General features: G+C 58.7%; 11 protein-coding genes and 1 pseudogene. 3 read left to right on the top strand and 9 right to left on the bottom strand.

The annotated features are described in order from the left end of the window. Positions 1-20: 20 nt before the first annotated feature. The 6 genes from AC2FLX_RS01160 to AC2FLX_RS01135 all read right to left on the bottom strand — a co-directional run bounded on the left by AC2FLX_RS01160 (position 21) and on the right by AC2FLX_RS01135 (position 8575). The gene (locus tag AC2FLX_RS01160; RefSeq protein ID WP_496809522.1) at positions 21-827 is read right to left on the bottom strand and encodes a DUF2189 domain-containing protein; all 807 of its coding nucleotides are present in this window, start codon (positions 825-827) and stop codon (positions 21-23) included. A 25-nt stretch (positions 828-852) separates the two neighbouring features. After that, a complete protein-coding gene (locus tag AC2FLX_RS01155) occupies positions 853-2250 on the bottom strand; it encodes an amidase (RefSeq protein ID WP_496809523.1) in 1398 nt (465 codons plus the stop codon). Positions 2251-2334: 84 nt separating this feature from the next. Further along, entirely contained in the window at positions 2335-3462 is a 1128-nt protein-coding gene (prfB, locus tag AC2FLX_RS01150) for a peptide chain release factor 2 (protein ID WP_480749696.1), read from the bottom strand. A gap of 69 nt (positions 3463-3531) precedes the next feature. Further along, positions 3532-6021, bottom strand: coding sequence for a penicillin-binding protein 1A (locus tag AC2FLX_RS01145; RefSeq protein ID WP_496809524.1), 2490 nt, complete (start codon positions 6019-6021; stop codon positions 3532-3534). 111 nt (positions 6022-6132) lie between these two features. Next, complete coding sequence (locus AC2FLX_RS01140; protein WP_496809525.1) at positions 6133-7353, bottom strand: N-acetylmuramoyl-L-alanine amidase; 1221 nt, start codon at positions 7351-7353, stop codon at positions 6133-6135. A gap of 76 nt (positions 7354-7429) precedes the next feature. Continuing rightward, a complete protein-coding gene (locus AC2FLX_RS01135) occupies positions 7430-8575 on the bottom strand; it encodes a pyridoxal phosphate-dependent aminotransferase (protein ID WP_480749693.1) in 1146 nt (381 codons plus the stop codon). On the opposite strand from AC2FLX_RS01135, the gene AC2FLX_RS01130 reads away from it, so the two are divergent. Both AC2FLX_RS01130 and AC2FLX_RS01125 read left to right on the top strand, forming a co-directional pair. Then, positions 8574-9947 carry a M48 family metalloprotease gene (locus AC2FLX_RS01130; protein WP_496809526.1) on the top strand — a complete coding sequence of 458 codons (1374 nt, stop codon included), beginning with the start codon at positions 8574-8576 and terminating at the stop codon, positions 9945-9947. The two genes, AC2FLX_RS01135 and AC2FLX_RS01130, sit on opposite strands and share 2 nt — an antisense overlap. After that, on the top strand, positions 9947-10702 hold the full coding sequence (locus AC2FLX_RS01125) for a DsbA family protein (RefSeq protein WP_480749691.1): 756 nt from the start codon (positions 9947-9949) through the stop codon (positions 10700-10702). The genes AC2FLX_RS01130 and AC2FLX_RS01125 overlap by 1 nt, the downstream gene beginning before the upstream one ends. Positions 10703-10757: 55 nt before the next feature. Here AC2FLX_RS01125 and ispG read toward each other — a convergent pair whose 3' ends face one another. The 3 genes from ispG to hemA form a co-directional block, all read right to left on the bottom strand. Next, entirely contained in the window at positions 10758-11879 is a 1122-nt protein-coding gene (ispG, locus tag AC2FLX_RS01120; protein ID WP_480749690.1) for a flavodoxin-dependent (E)-4-hydroxy-3-methylbut-2-enyl-diphosphate synthase, read from the bottom strand. 72 nt (positions 11880-11951) lie between these two features. Beyond that, entirely contained in the window at positions 11952-13166 is a 1215-nt protein-coding gene (locus tag AC2FLX_RS01115; protein WP_480749689.1) for a helix-turn-helix domain-containing protein, read from the bottom strand. A 129-nt stretch (positions 13167-13295) separates the two neighbouring features. After that, positions 13296-14519 (bottom strand): 5-aminolevulinate synthase, encoded by a 1224-nt coding sequence (gene hemA, locus AC2FLX_RS01110; RefSeq protein WP_496745558.1) that lies wholly within the window; start codon positions 14517-14519, stop codon positions 13296-13298. 335 nt (positions 14520-14854) lie between these two features. On the opposite strand from hemA, the pseudogene AC2FLX_RS01105 reads away from it, so the two are divergent. Beyond that, positions 14855-15038 (top strand): annotated as a pseudogene (locus tag AC2FLX_RS01105) (hypothetical protein); the annotation flags it as partial.

Genomic DNA, 15038 nt, shown 5'->3' with positions numbered 1-15038 from the left:
AACGCATTTGCCCAGTTGTGTCAGGCGGTTTCCGCCACACCGCCTTGGTCGGGCGCCGCTTCATCGGCTGTGGCGATCTGGCGATAGAGATGCCAACTGGCGTGCCCCAACCAGGGCAACACGACAAGCAGGCCCAAAAACCAGGGCAGCAACGCCAGAAAGGTCACCCCTGCAACGAACACAGCCCAGCCGAGCATCACAACCGCGTTGTTCTTGACGTAAGAAAAGCTGGCGATCATGGCGGTCACGAAATCCAACTCCCGATCCAGAAGCATCGGGATCGACAGGACGGAAATCATGTAGAGCAAAAGGGCGAACACCGCCCCTACAGCCGTTCCGACTGCAAGCATCGTCAACCCGTTCAGGGTCAGGAACACTTCGAATGAGGACGAGACATTCGTCATGGTCGACAGCCCCAGAAACAGCGCAAAGATCATGTGACCAAGGAAGAACCAGAACAGGAACACGACAACGATGATCGCGCATATCGACGGCAGTTGCCGACGACTTTGCTGAACCACAATGCCGAAAATCGCCCCGTAATCCAGCGGTTCCTTCTGATCGAGACGATGCGAAACCTCGTAAAGCCCCACCGCTGCAAACGGGCCGATTAGGGGGAAGCCGATCGCTGCAAGAACCAACCAGAACGTGGTTCCAGTCTGGATCGTAATCCACGCCATTGCCCAACCCGCCAGTACGTAGAAGCCCGCAAACAACAGGCCAAAGACAGGCGCGCGCAGGAAATCGCGCCAACCCCGGCGAAGCGCCACGCGCAGCGTGCCAATATCGGCTGTTTTCATACGCGGTACGCCAAACGGTTTCTGCATGAACTCCTCCCTGCGATTTCAAGACTTACATTGCCGGTCGTTTTTGCGGCCATTCGGTTTTTGCGTGATAGGCCGCGCCCAAACCCAACAGCCTTGCATCGCTGCCGCGCGGGCCGAAGATCTGAATACCCATCGGCAGGCCCGAATCTCCGAACCCTGCCGGAACGGCCAGACTGGGCAGGCCCAAAAGGCTGACCGGAGTGACGACCTGCATCCATCGGTGGTATGCGTCCATAGCGCGGCCCGCAATCTCACCGGGATACGGTAGGTTGACATTGAACGGCCAGACCTGTGCGGAGGGCAACACCAGCGCGTCATATTCCTCGAACAGTGCGGCTGCGCGCCGGAACCACGCCGACCGGATGGTGCTGGCACGATGCACCTCCATCGCGGTCATCGCCAATCCGCGATCCATTTCCCAGCGGGCGCTGTCTTTGAGCATTGCCTTTTTTTCATCCAGCGGGGCGAGACCTGCCGCGACGCTCCACGAGCGCAAGGTGATCCAGCTGTCCCAGATCTGTTCGGCGTCGAATGGCGGGGACACCGGCTCGACCGAGCACCCGATAGCCCGGAACACTTCCAGTGCGCTTTCGCAAAGCGCCATGATGCCGTCATCCATCGGGAAGGCCCCGTCCCAGTCGCCCAGCCATCCGATTCGCAGACCATCCGCTTCACCTGGTCTGACCGGTGACACCGGATCGCTGGCAAATGGGTGTGGCTGACGCGGGTCGGGGCCAGAGATCACGTCGAGCAGTAACCCGATATCCTCGGGGCTACGCGCCATTGGCCCCAGCGTGGAAAGCTGATGCAGGAACGTGTCTCCAATTGGCTCAGACGGCACCCGCCCCCAACTGGGGCGGAACCCGTAAACGTTGCTCCACGCAGCCGGGTTGCGCAGGCTGCCCATCATATCCGAACCGTCGGCAAGGGCTACAATCCCTGTTGACAATGCAACAGCCGCGCCACCGGAAGAACCGCCGCAGGACAAGTCCGGATTATAGGGATTGCGGGTCGCGCCATAGACCGGGTTGAAGGTATGAGACCCCAAACCAAATTCAGGCACATTGGTTTTCCCGATCAAGATCGCCCCCGCCGCTCGCATCCGCGCGGCAATCAGGTCATCTGATTTCGGGATATGGTCCTTGAAGATCGGAGATCCTTGCGTCGACGCCACACCGGCCACATTTACCAGATCCTTTACCGCAATCGGCAGCCCGTGCAGCGCGCCGCGGCGTGGACCCGCATCCAGCGCCTCGGCCTCGGCCATCAACTCGTCCTTGTCGCGCAGCGCGACAATTGCGTTGACCTTGTCGTTGACGGTTTCGATCCGGTCGAGTGTTGCACGCATCAGTTCCGCCGCCGAAAGGTGGCCTTCGGAAATGGCGGAAAGCAGCTCGGTCGCGGAAGATCGGATCAGGTCCATAGGCGCTCACATCTGATGGTTGAGCCTACCCTAGACGCGGTCCGATTTCTTTTAAACCCACTGTTTGAATGTATCTTTTGGGGATCAGTCTTTCGTCCGTGCGTCCGACCGGCTTTTGCCTGATACATTCAACGCCAGTGTTGCCGCCATGAATCCATCAAGATCCCCATCGAGCACACCCTTGGTGTCCGAAGTCTCGTGATTTGTGCGCAGATCCTTGACCATCTGATAGGGTTGCAAAACGTAGGACCGGATCTGGTTGCCCCAGCCTGCGTCACCCTTGGCCTCATGCGCTGCGTTGATCTCGGCGTTGCGGCGGTCAAGCTCCTGCTGGTACAGGCGCGATTTCAGAGCCTTCATGGCGATATCCCGGTTCTGGTGCTGGGACTTCTCCGAACTGGTCACGACGATCCCCGTCGGAATGTGAGTGATCCGAACCGCCGAGTCGGTGGTATTGACGTGCTGGCCACCTGCCCCGGACGACCGGTAGGTGTCGACGCGAATATCCGACGGGTTCACCTCGATCTCGATATTGTCGTCGACCACCGGATAAACCCAGACCGAACTGAACGAAGTATGCCGCTTGGCAGCCGCATCGAAGGGCGAAATTCGAACCAGACGATGCACACCGCTTTCCGATTTCAGCCAGCCATAGGCGTTATGGCCGGAAATCTTGTAGGCAACGGATTTGATCCCGGCCTCTTCGCCGGGTGTTTCCGACTGCAGCTCGACGTCGTACCCCTTTTTTTCGGCCCAGCGGACATACATCCGTGCCAGCATCGACGCCCAGTCGCAGCTTTCGGTGCCGCCTGCGCCGGCGTTGATTTCAAGGAACGTGTCGTTGCCGTCGGCCTCGCCGTTCAACAGTGCTTCGAGTTCTTTTTTCGCTGCCTTCCCCTTGAGCGACTTCAGCGCGTTTTCGGCATCGGTGACAACTTCCTGATCCTCTTCCATTTCACCCAACTCGATCAGTTCGACATTGTCGTTGAGGTCCGTCTTGATCGACTCATAGGTTTCGATGGCATCTACCAGAACCTGCCGGTCACGCATCAGTTTTTGCGCGTTCTCGGGGTTGTCCCACAGGTTGGGATCTTCAACACGGGCGTTGAACTCTTCCAGCCGATACGGCGCGGTTTCATAGTCCATTCGCTGAGCCAGAAGCTCGAGCGACTTTTGGATATCCGCCACGATGTTTTGTATTTCGGCGCGCATGATGAGTCCTGCAAAATTCGGGTCAACTGAGGGGTTCTGATAGACCAGCCCCAAACTCTGGGCAAGCGGTCAGTAAAGGCCGCCGGAACTGACCGTGCCGAAATTCGCCTTGGGTCCGACCGTGGTGGTCTGACCGGTCGAGGTTCGCACCTGTTGACCGGCCTGCTGGACCTCTTCAATCAGCGGCAGGTCGGAACCCATCGCAAAACCGCCGTCAAAGGTCAGGCCAAAGATCGGGTCGACACCGTCCCGGAAATACTCGGCCACGACATATTGCCCGGTTGCATCATCCGGCAGGCGCGCACCGGTGAAACGGTCGATCTTGATGAAATGCCCGCCGGGCGGTACATCGAACGGTCCGCCACCGAACTTTGCCACGGCCTTTTCCATAAAGCTCTGGAAGACGGGGCCACACATCGACGATCCGTAAGCCGCACGGCCCATCGGGCGCGGCTGGTCATAACCGATATAACAGCCCGCGACGATGTTTGAGGTGAAGCCAATGAACCACACGTCCTTGGCATCGTTGGTCGTTCCGGTTTTGCCAGCGGTGGGAACCGGCAGGTTCACCGCCCCCGCAGCAGTCCCGCGTTCGACAACACCCCGCATCATCGAGGTCAACTGATAGGCGGTGATCGGGTCCATCACGCGTTCGCGGTTGGTCACGATCCGGGGCGATGCATCGCGGGCGATCCGGTCTGAATTGCAATCCACACAATCCCGCTTGTCATGGCGATAGATCGTCTTGCCGAACCGGTCCTGAATGCGGTCGACCAGTGTTGGCTGTACCCGCTCGCCGCCATTGGCAAACATCGCATAGGCCGACACCATCTGGTAAAGCGTGGTTTCCTGGGACCCCAGCGAATTGGCCAGGTAAGGCCCCATGTGATCGTACACGCCGAACCGTTCGGCATAGCCTGCCACCACCGGCATCGACACTTCCTGCGCCAGTCGGATGGTCATCAGGTTACGTGACTGTTCGATCCCCGTCCGCAAAGGCGTTGGCCCATAAAATTTGTTCGACGAATTCTTGGGGCGCCACAAACCTTGAGGCGTGTTCACTTCGATGGGCGCATCCACGACGATGGTCGCGGGGCTGTATCCACTGTCCAGCGCCGCCGCATAGACGAAGGGCTTGAAGCTCGACCCCGGCTGTCGCAATGCCTGCGTGGCACGGTTGAACACCGAATCCTGATAGCTGAACCCACCCTGCATCGCCAGAACACGGCCCGAGTTCACGTCCATCGCCACAAAGCCGCCCTGCACTTCGGGGACCTGGCGCACCGACCATTGGCTGTCTTCCCCTCGAAGAACCAGAATCACATCGCCGCGCTTGAAATTCTTGGCGAAATCCCCTTGCATCCATTTGATATCCGAACGTGGAACAGTACCGTCCGCGGGTCCGCCCTCAATTCCGACGGTCAGTTTCTCGGACGAGACCTCCAGCACGACAGCGGGAAACCACTGCGTCGGCAGGATCACATCGCGTGGCACCTCGGTCAGAGCCAGCGCGGCACGCCAGCTTTCCTCGCTGGTCATCTGTTCTTCGGTCAGGGTTACGTCAGTTCCGCGCCAGCGACCGCGCGAGCGGTCATATTTTTCCAACGCCTCGCGCAGGGCGCGCGCGGCTTCGACCTGCATTTCCTCATCGATCGAGGCGCGCACGCTGAAACCGCCGGTAAAAAACTCACCCTCACCAAAATTCTCGCTCAATTGGCGGCGAATCTCGTCGGTGAAATAGTCGCGCGGCGGCAAAGCGGTGCGGAAACTGTCAAAATCGCCATTCTGCACCGAACGCAGGGGCTGTTCGACTTCGGTCTCGTAAGTTGCCTTGTCGATGAAACCATTCTCCTGCATTTCTCGCAGCACATAGTTGCGCCGGGCCAGCAATCGCTCCTTTTGGCGTACGGGGTGGTAGTCCGAAGGCGCTTTGGGCATCGATGCCAGCGTTGCGGCCTCATGCGGTGTCAGTTCCTGCAGCGTCTTGTTGAAATAAGTCTGAGCTGCGGCCGTGACACCATAGGAGTTTTGGCCGAGGAAAATCTCGTTCAGATACAATTCTAGTATCTGCTCTTTATTCAGTGTCTCTTCGAGGCGGGTGGCAAGGATGATTTCCTTGATCTTACGTTCGGCGCGCCTGTCGCCGGACAACAGAAAGTTCTTCATCACCTGCTGAGTAATGGTCGATGCACCCCGCACGTTTTCGCCCTTGGAACGTACCGCTTCGACGCCCGCAGCAACGATGCCGCGAATGTCATAACCCTGATGTGCATAGAAATTCTTGTCTTCAGCCGAAATGAATGCCTGCTTGACGAGTTCAGGGATCTCTTCGGAGGGCGTGAACAGGCGGCGTTCCTGTGCGAATTCGTCGATCAGGTGCCCTTCGCCCGAGTAAATCCGGCTGATCGTCGGTGGTTTGTACTGCGCCAGCGACTCGTGGCTGGGCAGGTCGCGGCCATACATCCAGAACACCCCTCCGATGGTCAGGGCGGCCATGAAGATACCAAGGGTTACGAGGCTGAAAATGGCCCCGAAGAAGGAGAGTACGAACCGGATCACGTTGATGCCTTTATTCCGCGGTGATGCCTATATAGTCACGCGCCGTCGCTGGGTCAAAACACATGGCGCATTTTGGCCGCATTACGCCACGACCCGCGATTTGGCCAGAGGTCAACGGCGTACCAAGGCCCGGTTTGCCGTATCCGTCCGTCGCCAGCTCTCCAATCCGGAAACAATGCCCTTGGCGATCGTTGCACGCCAAGCCTGGTTCGAGATGTTCTTGAGGTCGCGCGGGCTCGACAAGAAGCCCAGTTCGATCAAAACCGACGGAATATCTGCGGCCTTGAGCACCGAAAACGACGCCTCGCGCAGCGGCCTGTTGTTCATTGGTCCGCCCTGTTGCGCCATGCTGTCTGCCAGAACCCGTGCCAAAGTCTCGGTTCGCGGCTGCGTTTCCTGACGGGCCAGCTGCAACAGAACATTGGTCACTTGATCGTCGGTATCGCTCAGATCGATGCCAGACAGAAGGTCGCCCCTGTCATGCCTTTCCGCCAGCTTGGCGCTGGCGACGTCAGAGGCTTCATCCGACAGGGTATAAACCGTCGCTCCATGCGCCCGTCCTTCGGCAAGGGCATCCGCATGCAGTGAAATGAACACATCCGCGCCGAACTGGTGAGCCAGCGTGATCCGCCGCTCAAGCGAAACGAAGTGATCGGTTTCACGCGTCAACATCACCTCGAACCCCTCCATGCGCATCAGCAATTCGCGCAGTTCGCGCGCGAAGGTGAGCATCAGGGTCTTTTCGTTCGTGCGTTCCGTCTCGGCCCCCGGATCGATTCCGCCATGCCCCGGGTCCAGCATCACACGCAGGGGTGCATCCGGTCCGCGTGGCGCGGGTCTGTCCAGGTTTTCTGGCGGTGGGACATCCCAGCGACGATCCTGTGGCGCACCGGTAGATTTGGCAAACTCCGGTTCGGTCGCGGGGAGCAGGGCCAGTTCCAGAACCGCTCCACCGCTCACCGGGTCGACCTGCAATTCGGCCCGATCAACGGTCATGGGAGACGCAAGTTCCACCACCATGCGGGACATGCCCGGCACGTAGGTGCCGAATAACACCGCGCCCACCCGATCGGTGCGTGAAAACCTGTCGCCTTTTAAACCGGTCCAATCAACTTCCTGAAAGTCCAGCACCAGCCGGCGAGGCGCATCAAGCGTGAACAGGCGATAAGGCACGCCCTGGCTCAGCGCCAATTGAAGCGACACGCCCTTGTTGCCCAGGCTGGTTATTTGACTGTCTTCGGGGACGACCCGCGCGAGACCGCCAAATTCCTGTGCCTGCGCACCGGAAACCAGCACCCAGACGAGCGCAAAAAGAGTGGCGATCCTGCTCATTGCCTCAGTGTATCCCCGAGATCGTTCGCGCGGACCCTATATCAAGCCGATCGATTTGTGAACGGCCTTGACCTGTTCAGGTTCGCGACTGCATGAATGTTTTGAGTCGTTCCAGCCCCTCTTCAATATCCGCTGTCGAGCGGGCATAGGAGAACCGCAATGTGGTATGTCCTCGCACCGGATCGAAATCTAGGCCGGGTGTGACGGCGACCCCCGCCTTATCTAATATCTCGGCGGCAAAGGCCCGGCTGTCGTTGGTCAGCTCTGAAACATCCGCATACACGTAAAAAGCCCCATCCGGCGGCGCGATATTGGTGAACCCGGCTTTGGGCAGGCCCTGCAGCATCAAGTCGCGATTTACGCGATAAACACTCAGATTGGCCTGCAATTCGTCGTCGCATTCCATTGCGGCCAGGGCGGCAACCTGACTTGCGTGCGGGGCACAGATGAACAGGTTTTGGGCAATGCGTTCCACAATGCGCACCTGATCCTCGGGCACCACCATCCAGCCGACCCGCCAGCCCGTCATCGAGAAGTATTTCGAGAACGAGTTGATCACATAGCACTCGTCGGTCAGTTCCAGCGCCGTGACCGCCTTCGCTTCATATTCGAGCCCATGATAAATTTCGTCGCTGATGAACGAAGCCTCCTGCCCCCGGGCCGCATCAATCAGGGCGCCCATCGCATTTCGATCCAGCATAGTACCGGTTGGGTTTGCGGGTGATGCCACCATCAGCCCGGCCAGTTCCAGCCCCGCCAGATCAACGGGTACAGGTTGCAGGCGGTTTTCTGCGGCCGTCTGAATATCGACTGGCACCAAACCCAGAGCCTTGAGGATCTGACGGTATGAAGGGTATCCCGGTGCACCGATGCCCACGCGATCCCCGGTATCGAACAACGCCGTAAAAGCCAGCAGGAACCCGCCCGAAGATCCCGGCGTGATAACCACGCGGTCGGGATTCAGATCGACATTGTACCAGTCGCCGTAAAGACGTGAGATGCGCTGGCGCAGGGCGGGTATTCCCAGTGACACGGTATAACCCAATGGCTCATCGTGCATCGAAGCCCCAAGCGCTTCGATGGCGCCTTTCGGCGCGCCGGTCCCGGGTTGGCCGACCTCCATGTGGATGATGCGGCGACCGGCCTCTTCGGCTTTGCGGGCGGCCTCCATCACGTCCATCACGATAAAAGGATCAACCTCGGATCGGCTTGAGTTTCGCATGCCCATCTCCCATGTTGCGAGCATGGCTTTTGACCGCGTATCCCGGCTGGCGTCAATCCCGGCCTTGTTTTTGACGGCTGTCCTTTGGGTTGTGACGGCCGCACCGGTATATGCGGTCGGTCTTTTGCGCGATCCGGATATCGAACATGGCCTGCGCGAACTGGCGTTTCCGATCCTGCGCGCGGCGGGGCTGAACACCAACCGCGTGCGGGTGTTGCTGGTCGAGGACGACAGTTTCAACGCTTTCGTCATCGACTACAACACGATCTTTTTGAACTATGGCCTGATTCTGAAAGTTGATACGCCCGAAATGCTTCAGGCCGTTATCGCGCACGAGGCCGCCCACATAACCAATGGTCATCTGGCCCGCCGCACCGCCAATCTCGAAAGCGCGCAACGTGTTGCGACGCTTGGCACCGCACTTGCCTTGATCGCCGCCGCCGCCGGAGCTGGCGAAGCGGCCGGTGGTATTGCCGCTGGCACTTCAGCCTCTGCATTGCGCGGTTTTCTAAGCCATACACGCGCTGAAGAGGCCTCGGCCGACCGTTCCGCGGCCAGCTTTCTGCAATGGTCAGATGTGTCGCCCAAGGGCCTGGTCGATCTGCATCGCGCTTTTGCGGGTCAGGAGTTGCTGTCACCGGCGCTGCAAGACCCCTATATGCGCTCTCACCCGTTGAGCCGAGACAGGCTCCGCGCGGCCGAGGATTTTCTGGCCGCCTACGGCGACAAATCCAGCCCCAATCCAATTGCCGACTATTGGTTTGCCCGGATCAAGGGCAAGGTGTCGGCTTTCACCCGTTCCTCTTCCTGGACCCTGCGCCGCGCGCGTGAAGAACAACACCGTGACATCCGGCTGATGCGCGAGGCCGTGGCCTACCATCTCAACCGCGACCTTCCCAACGCGATTGCGGCCATCGACGGCGCTTTGACAATACGGCCGGACGATCCGTTCTATCATGAGCTCAAGGGGCAGATCCTGCTGGAGAACCGCGAGCTGCAACACGCCGTGGCAGAATACGGGAAAGCGGTCGATCTTGCCCCCAATGATGCGCTGATCCTGGCGGGATACGGGCGTGCCCTTTTGGGCGCGGGTCAGACCAAATCTGCATTGGAGACACTGGAAAAGGCCCGAGCACGGGACTACCGTAATATCCGAATGATGCACGATTTGGCGATGGCTTATGCCAAAGCGGGCGAAAACGGCATGGCCTCTATGGTCACTGCGGAACGCTTTGCTCTGCAAGGCCGATTGGAAGACGCAGGAATTCATGCCAAACGTGCTGTCGGACAGTTGCCCGAAGGCTCGCCGGGCTGGCAGCGCGCACAAGACGTACTAATTGCATCGGAACGAGCACGGAAAAGGAAAAGATAATGCTCCGATTTGCCGCCCCGGCCCTTTTGGGCCTGACACTGATTTCCGGTCCTGCGCAGGCTACGGACCTGAGCGACATGACCGACGACGAAAAGGCCGCCTTTGGTGCCCAGGTACGCGAGTATCTGCTGGATAATCCCGAGGTAATTCTCGAGGCGATCAACATCCTTGAGGAAAGGCAGGCCGTTGCCGAAGCGCAAGCCGATCTTGAACTGGTTGCCACCAATGCCGATGCGCTGTTCGACGACGGTTACAGCTGGGTCGGTGGTAACCCCGAAGGCGACATCACCCTCGTCGAGTTCATGGATTACCGTTGCGGCTATTGCCGCAAAGCCGTTCCCGAGGTCGCCAAGCTTCTGAAACAAGACGGCAACATCCGTTTGATCATCAAAGAGTTCCCAATTCTGGGAGAGGCATCTGTATTGTCTTCGCGCTTTGCGGTCGCTACCAAACAGACCGCTGGGAACGAAGCATACAAACAGGTCCATGACGCCCTGATTGAGTTCGGCGGAGATGTGACCGAAGTCACATTGCGTCGCATCTCGGACGGGCTTGGCCTGGAAACCGAAACCATCATCGCACATATGGACAGCGACGATGTGACCCGCGAAATTGCGCAGACCCGCGCATTGGCGCAGCGGCTGAAAATTTCCGGCACGCCGACCTTTGTTCTGGAATCCGAAATGCTGCGCGGCTATGTGCCCGCCGAGCAAATGGAACTGATCGTCGAAGACATCCGCGGTCAAAGAAGCTGAGCTTGACGCGCAGCTTCGACAAAAGCCTCCAATGCGCTGCGTTGGGGGCTTTTTCCTATTCTGCGGCGTCCTTCAAGCCTTCCAGCTCCGCCGCCTTTTTCTCGACCTCTTCGACGATGTGATCGACCATCTGGTCGTTCGACATCTTGTGGCTGGCTTTTCCGGCGAGATAAACCATGCCGGATCCAGCACCGCCACCGGTAAAGCCCACGTCTGTCATCAGCGCTTCGCCCGGCCCGTTCACAACACAACCAATGATCGACAGGCTCATCGGCGTCTTGATGTGTTCCAGCCTCTTTTCCAGCGTCTCAACCGTTTTGATCACGTCGAACCCCTGGCGTGCGCAAGAGGGACAAGAGATGATGTTGACGCCCCGGTGGCGCAGGCCCAGAGATTTCAGAATCTCAAAGCCGACCTTGACCTCTTCCACAGGATCTGCGGACAGGCTGACACGGATGGTATCGCCAATGCCCATCCACAACAGGTTGCCCAGGCCGATTGCGGATTTGATTGTGCCTGAAACCAACCCGCCCGCTTCGGTGATACCCAGATGGATCGGGGCGTCGGTCGCTTCGGCAATGCCCTGATACGCGGCGGCAGAGAGGAACACGTCACTGGCCTTCACACTGATCTTGAAATTGTGAAAGTCGTTGTCCTGCAGGATGCGAATATGTTCCAACCCGCTTTCGACCATCGCTTCGGGGCACGGTTCGCCGTATTTCTCAAGCAGATGCTTTTCCAGACTGCCCGCATTGACCCCGATACGGATCGAACAGTCATGGTCGCGCGCCGCTTTGATGACTTCGCGTACGCGGTCGGGAGAGCCAATATTGCCGGGATTGATCCTGAGGCAGGCCGCGCCCGCCTCGGCTGCTTCGATGCCACGCCTGTAATGAAAGTGAATATCTGCCACGATGGGAACCGGACTTTCGCGCACAATGTCTTTCAGCGCCTTGGACGAGGCTTCGTCCGGCACCGACACCCGAACGATATCCGCGCCTGCTTCGGCTGCTGCCTGAACTTGCGCCACTGTCGCGGCCACGTCGGTTGTCAGCGTATTCGTCATGGTCTGCACCGCAATTGGCGCATCCCCTCCAACGGGGACGTTTCCGACCATGATCTGACGGGATTTGCGGCGATAGATATTGCGCCACGGGCGCACGTGGTTCAGCGACATGAGGTCTGGTCCGCATCTGCTCCGGTTGTGGCAGATACATAGGCCGGGCGCCCGGTGCCTGCAATGGTCGGATTACTCGCTGGGCGCTTCGGCCGGTTGTTCTGCGATCTGAGTCTGGGCCTCGGCAACCATGCGGGCCAAATCGTCATCCTGCCCAAGATCGGCGACCTGATAGCGTTCCGTTACCGCACCGATTGACAGCGGTAGGTTCTTGGTCACGACTCCACGTTCGCCTACAGGCCCGAAATGCTCACCATTCGTGGCGAAATAAATCGCGCCGCTTTCGCCTGCACGCAGCGTCGGCGGTTCTTCGGTCAGCGGCACCTCATAGGTTTCGCCCGACTCCATGATCTTCTCAAAGATCGTCGACCCATCTGCCGCTGTCACCCGCACCCACGACGGGCGTACTGCAACCATCGTCAGCGATGGTCCAGCTTCTTCCAGAACCTGGGGCGTGACTGGATGCGGCGCTGCCCGCTGCAATTCCGCGACCTGCACTTCCGGAAGCTCCGGTGCTCTAAAGGATCCGACGGTTCTGGGATCAAGGGTCGAAATCGGCGCGTCACGGGCCACGAGTACCGGCACGTCCAGCGCCTGAGGCCGGTACAGGCGGTCAAGCGCATCGGAGGAAGGCTTTGTTATCCCAGCCGTTTCCGTGACCGATTCACGGTTGCGCGCCTCTTGCAGCGGATCGAGATCGGTCAGCACGAGCGGTGCTTGTTCGACCGGGGCAACCTGGACCTGCTGAACTTCCTTAAGTACGGTCCAACCGCCATATCCGATACCGACGATCATCGCCACCAGCACAAAGAGCGAGCCCAAAGCGCGCGGCTCCACATGGCTCAAGAAGGAATCCTTGCCCGGAACGAAAGGTGTATTGGGGGAAATGAAGGGATCTCGCCCCATAGGGCCACGCGCGGGCAAAGCGCCTGTTGATTTCTTGACCACCGACGCCTCGGCGGACATGCCATGGGCAACTTCGAACCCGCTTTCCTCGCAGAATGTGGCAAATGTTTCATCCGGGTTCATGCCCAGATAGCGGGCGTAAGAACGCACATACCCGGCGATAAAGCCGGGCGTGTCGAATGCTTCGGGTTCAGCATTTTCGATGGCAGCTATATAGTTGGCCTTAATCCGCAACTCACGCTGAACATCCAGCAACGACTTGCCCATTGTCGCGCGCTCACCGCGCATCACATCGCCAAGTCGTAGCTCGAAGTCGTCAAACCCTTTGGGTCTGCCGATATCAACTTCTCCGGAGTCGCGCTGATTGCTGCGCCCAATCATTCCTGCCGCCCCATGTTGCCTGCCGCGATTCTTACACGTAGCTGTCAATCGTCCCCATAACGATTCGCTCGTGCTTTTGTTACCGTAAGACTAACACGCTGCAAACGAGTTGCACACCTTGGCCTCACCTTATCCGGCAAGTTCGGCGCGATTTAGCGCACAATGTGACCAAAGTTCGTCCAAAGCTTGAACCAAACGGTTCATTTCTTTGGGCCCATGCACTGGTGATGGAGTAAAGCGCAAACGCTCGGTTCCACGCGGGACGGTCGGGAAATTGATCGGCTGAACGTAGATGCCGTAGTTGTTCAACAACATATCGCTCAATTTCTTGGTATGGACAGGATCGCCGACAATTACGGGTACAATGTGGCTGCCATGGTCGATAAGCGGTAAACCCATCCCCTTGAGGCGCAGCTTGAGAACGCCGGCCTGCGTCTGGTGTTGTTCACGCAATTCCGGCGCCTGCTTGAGGAACGCAACCGACGCAGCCGCTCCGGCCGCTACTGCGGGCGGCAGTGACGTGGTGAAGATGAAGCCGGGCGCGTAAGACCGGATCGCGTCGCACATTTTGGCGCTGGCCGCGATATAGCCGCCCATCACGCCGTAGGCTTTGGCGAGCGTGCCGTTGATGATGTCGATCCTATGCGCTAACCTGTCCCGTTCGGTCACGCCGCCACCGCGGGGACCGTACATGCCGACCGCGTGCACCTCGTCGATATAGGTCAGCGCGCCGAATTCGTCGGCCAGATCACAAATCTCTTCGATTGGGCCAAAATCACCGTCCATCGAATAGACCGATTCAAAGGCGATCAGCTTGGGAGCGGCCGGATCGTCAGTTTCGAGCAGTTCGCGCAGATGAGCGACGTCATTGTGGCGGAAGATACGCTTGGCCCCGCCATTCCGGCGCACGCCTTCGATCATCGAGGCATGGTTGAGCGCGTCGGAATAGATGATCAGGCCTGGAAACAGCTTGGGCAGCGTCGAAAGCGTTGCGTCATTGGCAATATAGGCAGAGGTAAACAAAAGCGCCGCTTCCTTGCCATGCAGATCGGCCAGTTCGGCTTCAAGGCGCTTGTGATAAACGGTAGTGCCCGAAATGTTGCGGGTGCCGCCCGACCCTGCCCCGGTGGCGTCGATGGCCTCGTGCATGGCGGCCAGAACAACCGGGTGCTGTCCCATGCCCAGATAGTCGTTGCCACACCAGACCGTAATGTCCTGCTGGCTGCCATCGGGACGTGTCCAGACCGCATGCGGGAATTGCCCCTTGCGACGTTCGATATCGATAAAGGTCCGGTAACGGCCCTCTTCATGCAGCTTGGCAATCGCGGAATCGAGCTGAGCAGTATAGTCCACCGGTGTCTCCTTCATCATCCGTCCGCTTTCCCCATTTCAAGCTTCCGGAGCCATCCACCAACGCCAACAAATTCACGTTCATGAATGAATATCTTTCATGTACCTTCAGATCAACTGCCTATAGTCCGGCAAGACGACGCAGCTTTGATTTGCATCAAATATATTTTTAAGACCGCTCAAACAAGCAAAGTTCCGGCGCACCGGCGCGAGGAAACGACGCAGCCGCGTGGCAGCGCCCGGATTCCATCATAGTACATGATTTTTCGCACCCTTGCACTGGACTGCCCCGCCGTCGGTGCTAGGCTCCGCAAAAATTGATCACTCAGGAGCTTTCCATGTCGCTAGACGCCGTACTCAACCGGATCGATTCCGATCTGCCTGCTGCCCTTGACCGGTTAATGGAACTGCTGCGCATTCCGTCGATTTCGACCGACCCGGCTTACAAGGAGCAATGCGAAAAGGCGGCTGATTGGTTGGTTGCCGATCTCAACTCCATCGGCATCGCCGCGCAAAAGCGCA

It is taken from the genome of Ruegeria sp. YKSF57 (assembly GCF_059612585.1).
The sequence above is the reverse complement of the archived record's forward strand: the minus strand, read 5'-3'. Positions and strand labels throughout refer to the sequence as shown.

What these genes read in the sequence shown, in the direction of transcription:
- AC2FLX_RS01160 (WP_496809522.1), bottom strand. Translation starts at nt 827, where the DNA reads ATGCAGAAACCGTTTGGCGTACCGCGTATGAAAACAGCCGATATTGGC.
- AC2FLX_RS01155 (WP_496809523.1), bottom strand. Translation starts at nt 2,250, where the DNA reads ATGGACCTGATCCGATCTTCCGCGACCGAGCTGCTTTCCGCCATTTCC.
- AC2FLX_RS01115 (WP_480749689.1), bottom strand. Translation starts at nt 13,166, where the DNA reads ATGATTGGGCGCAGCAATCAGCGCGACTCCGGAGAAGTTGATATCGGC.
- prfB (WP_480749696.1), bottom strand. Translation starts at nt 3,462, where the DNA reads ATGCGCGCCGAAATACAAAACATCGTGGCGGATATCCAAAAGTCGCTC.
- AC2FLX_RS01140 (WP_496809525.1), bottom strand. Translation starts at nt 7,353, where the DNA reads ATGAGCAGGATCGCCACTCTTTTTGCGCTCGTCTGGGTGCTGGTTTCC.
- ispG (WP_480749690.1), bottom strand. Translation starts at nt 11,879, where the DNA reads ATGTCGCTGAACCACGTGCGCCCGTGGCGCAATATCTATCGCCGCAAA.
- AC2FLX_RS01130 (WP_496809526.1), top strand. Translation starts at nt 8,574, where the DNA reads ATGCCCATCTCCCATGTTGCGAGCATGGCTTTTGACCGCGTATCCCGG.
- AC2FLX_RS01135 (WP_480749693.1), bottom strand. Translation starts at nt 8,575, where the DNA reads ATGCGAAACTCAAGCCGATCCGAGGTTGATCCTTTTATCGTGATGGAC.
- AC2FLX_RS01125 (WP_480749691.1), top strand. Translation starts at nt 9,947, where the DNA reads ATGCTCCGATTTGCCGCCCCGGCCCTTTTGGGCCTGACACTGATTTCC.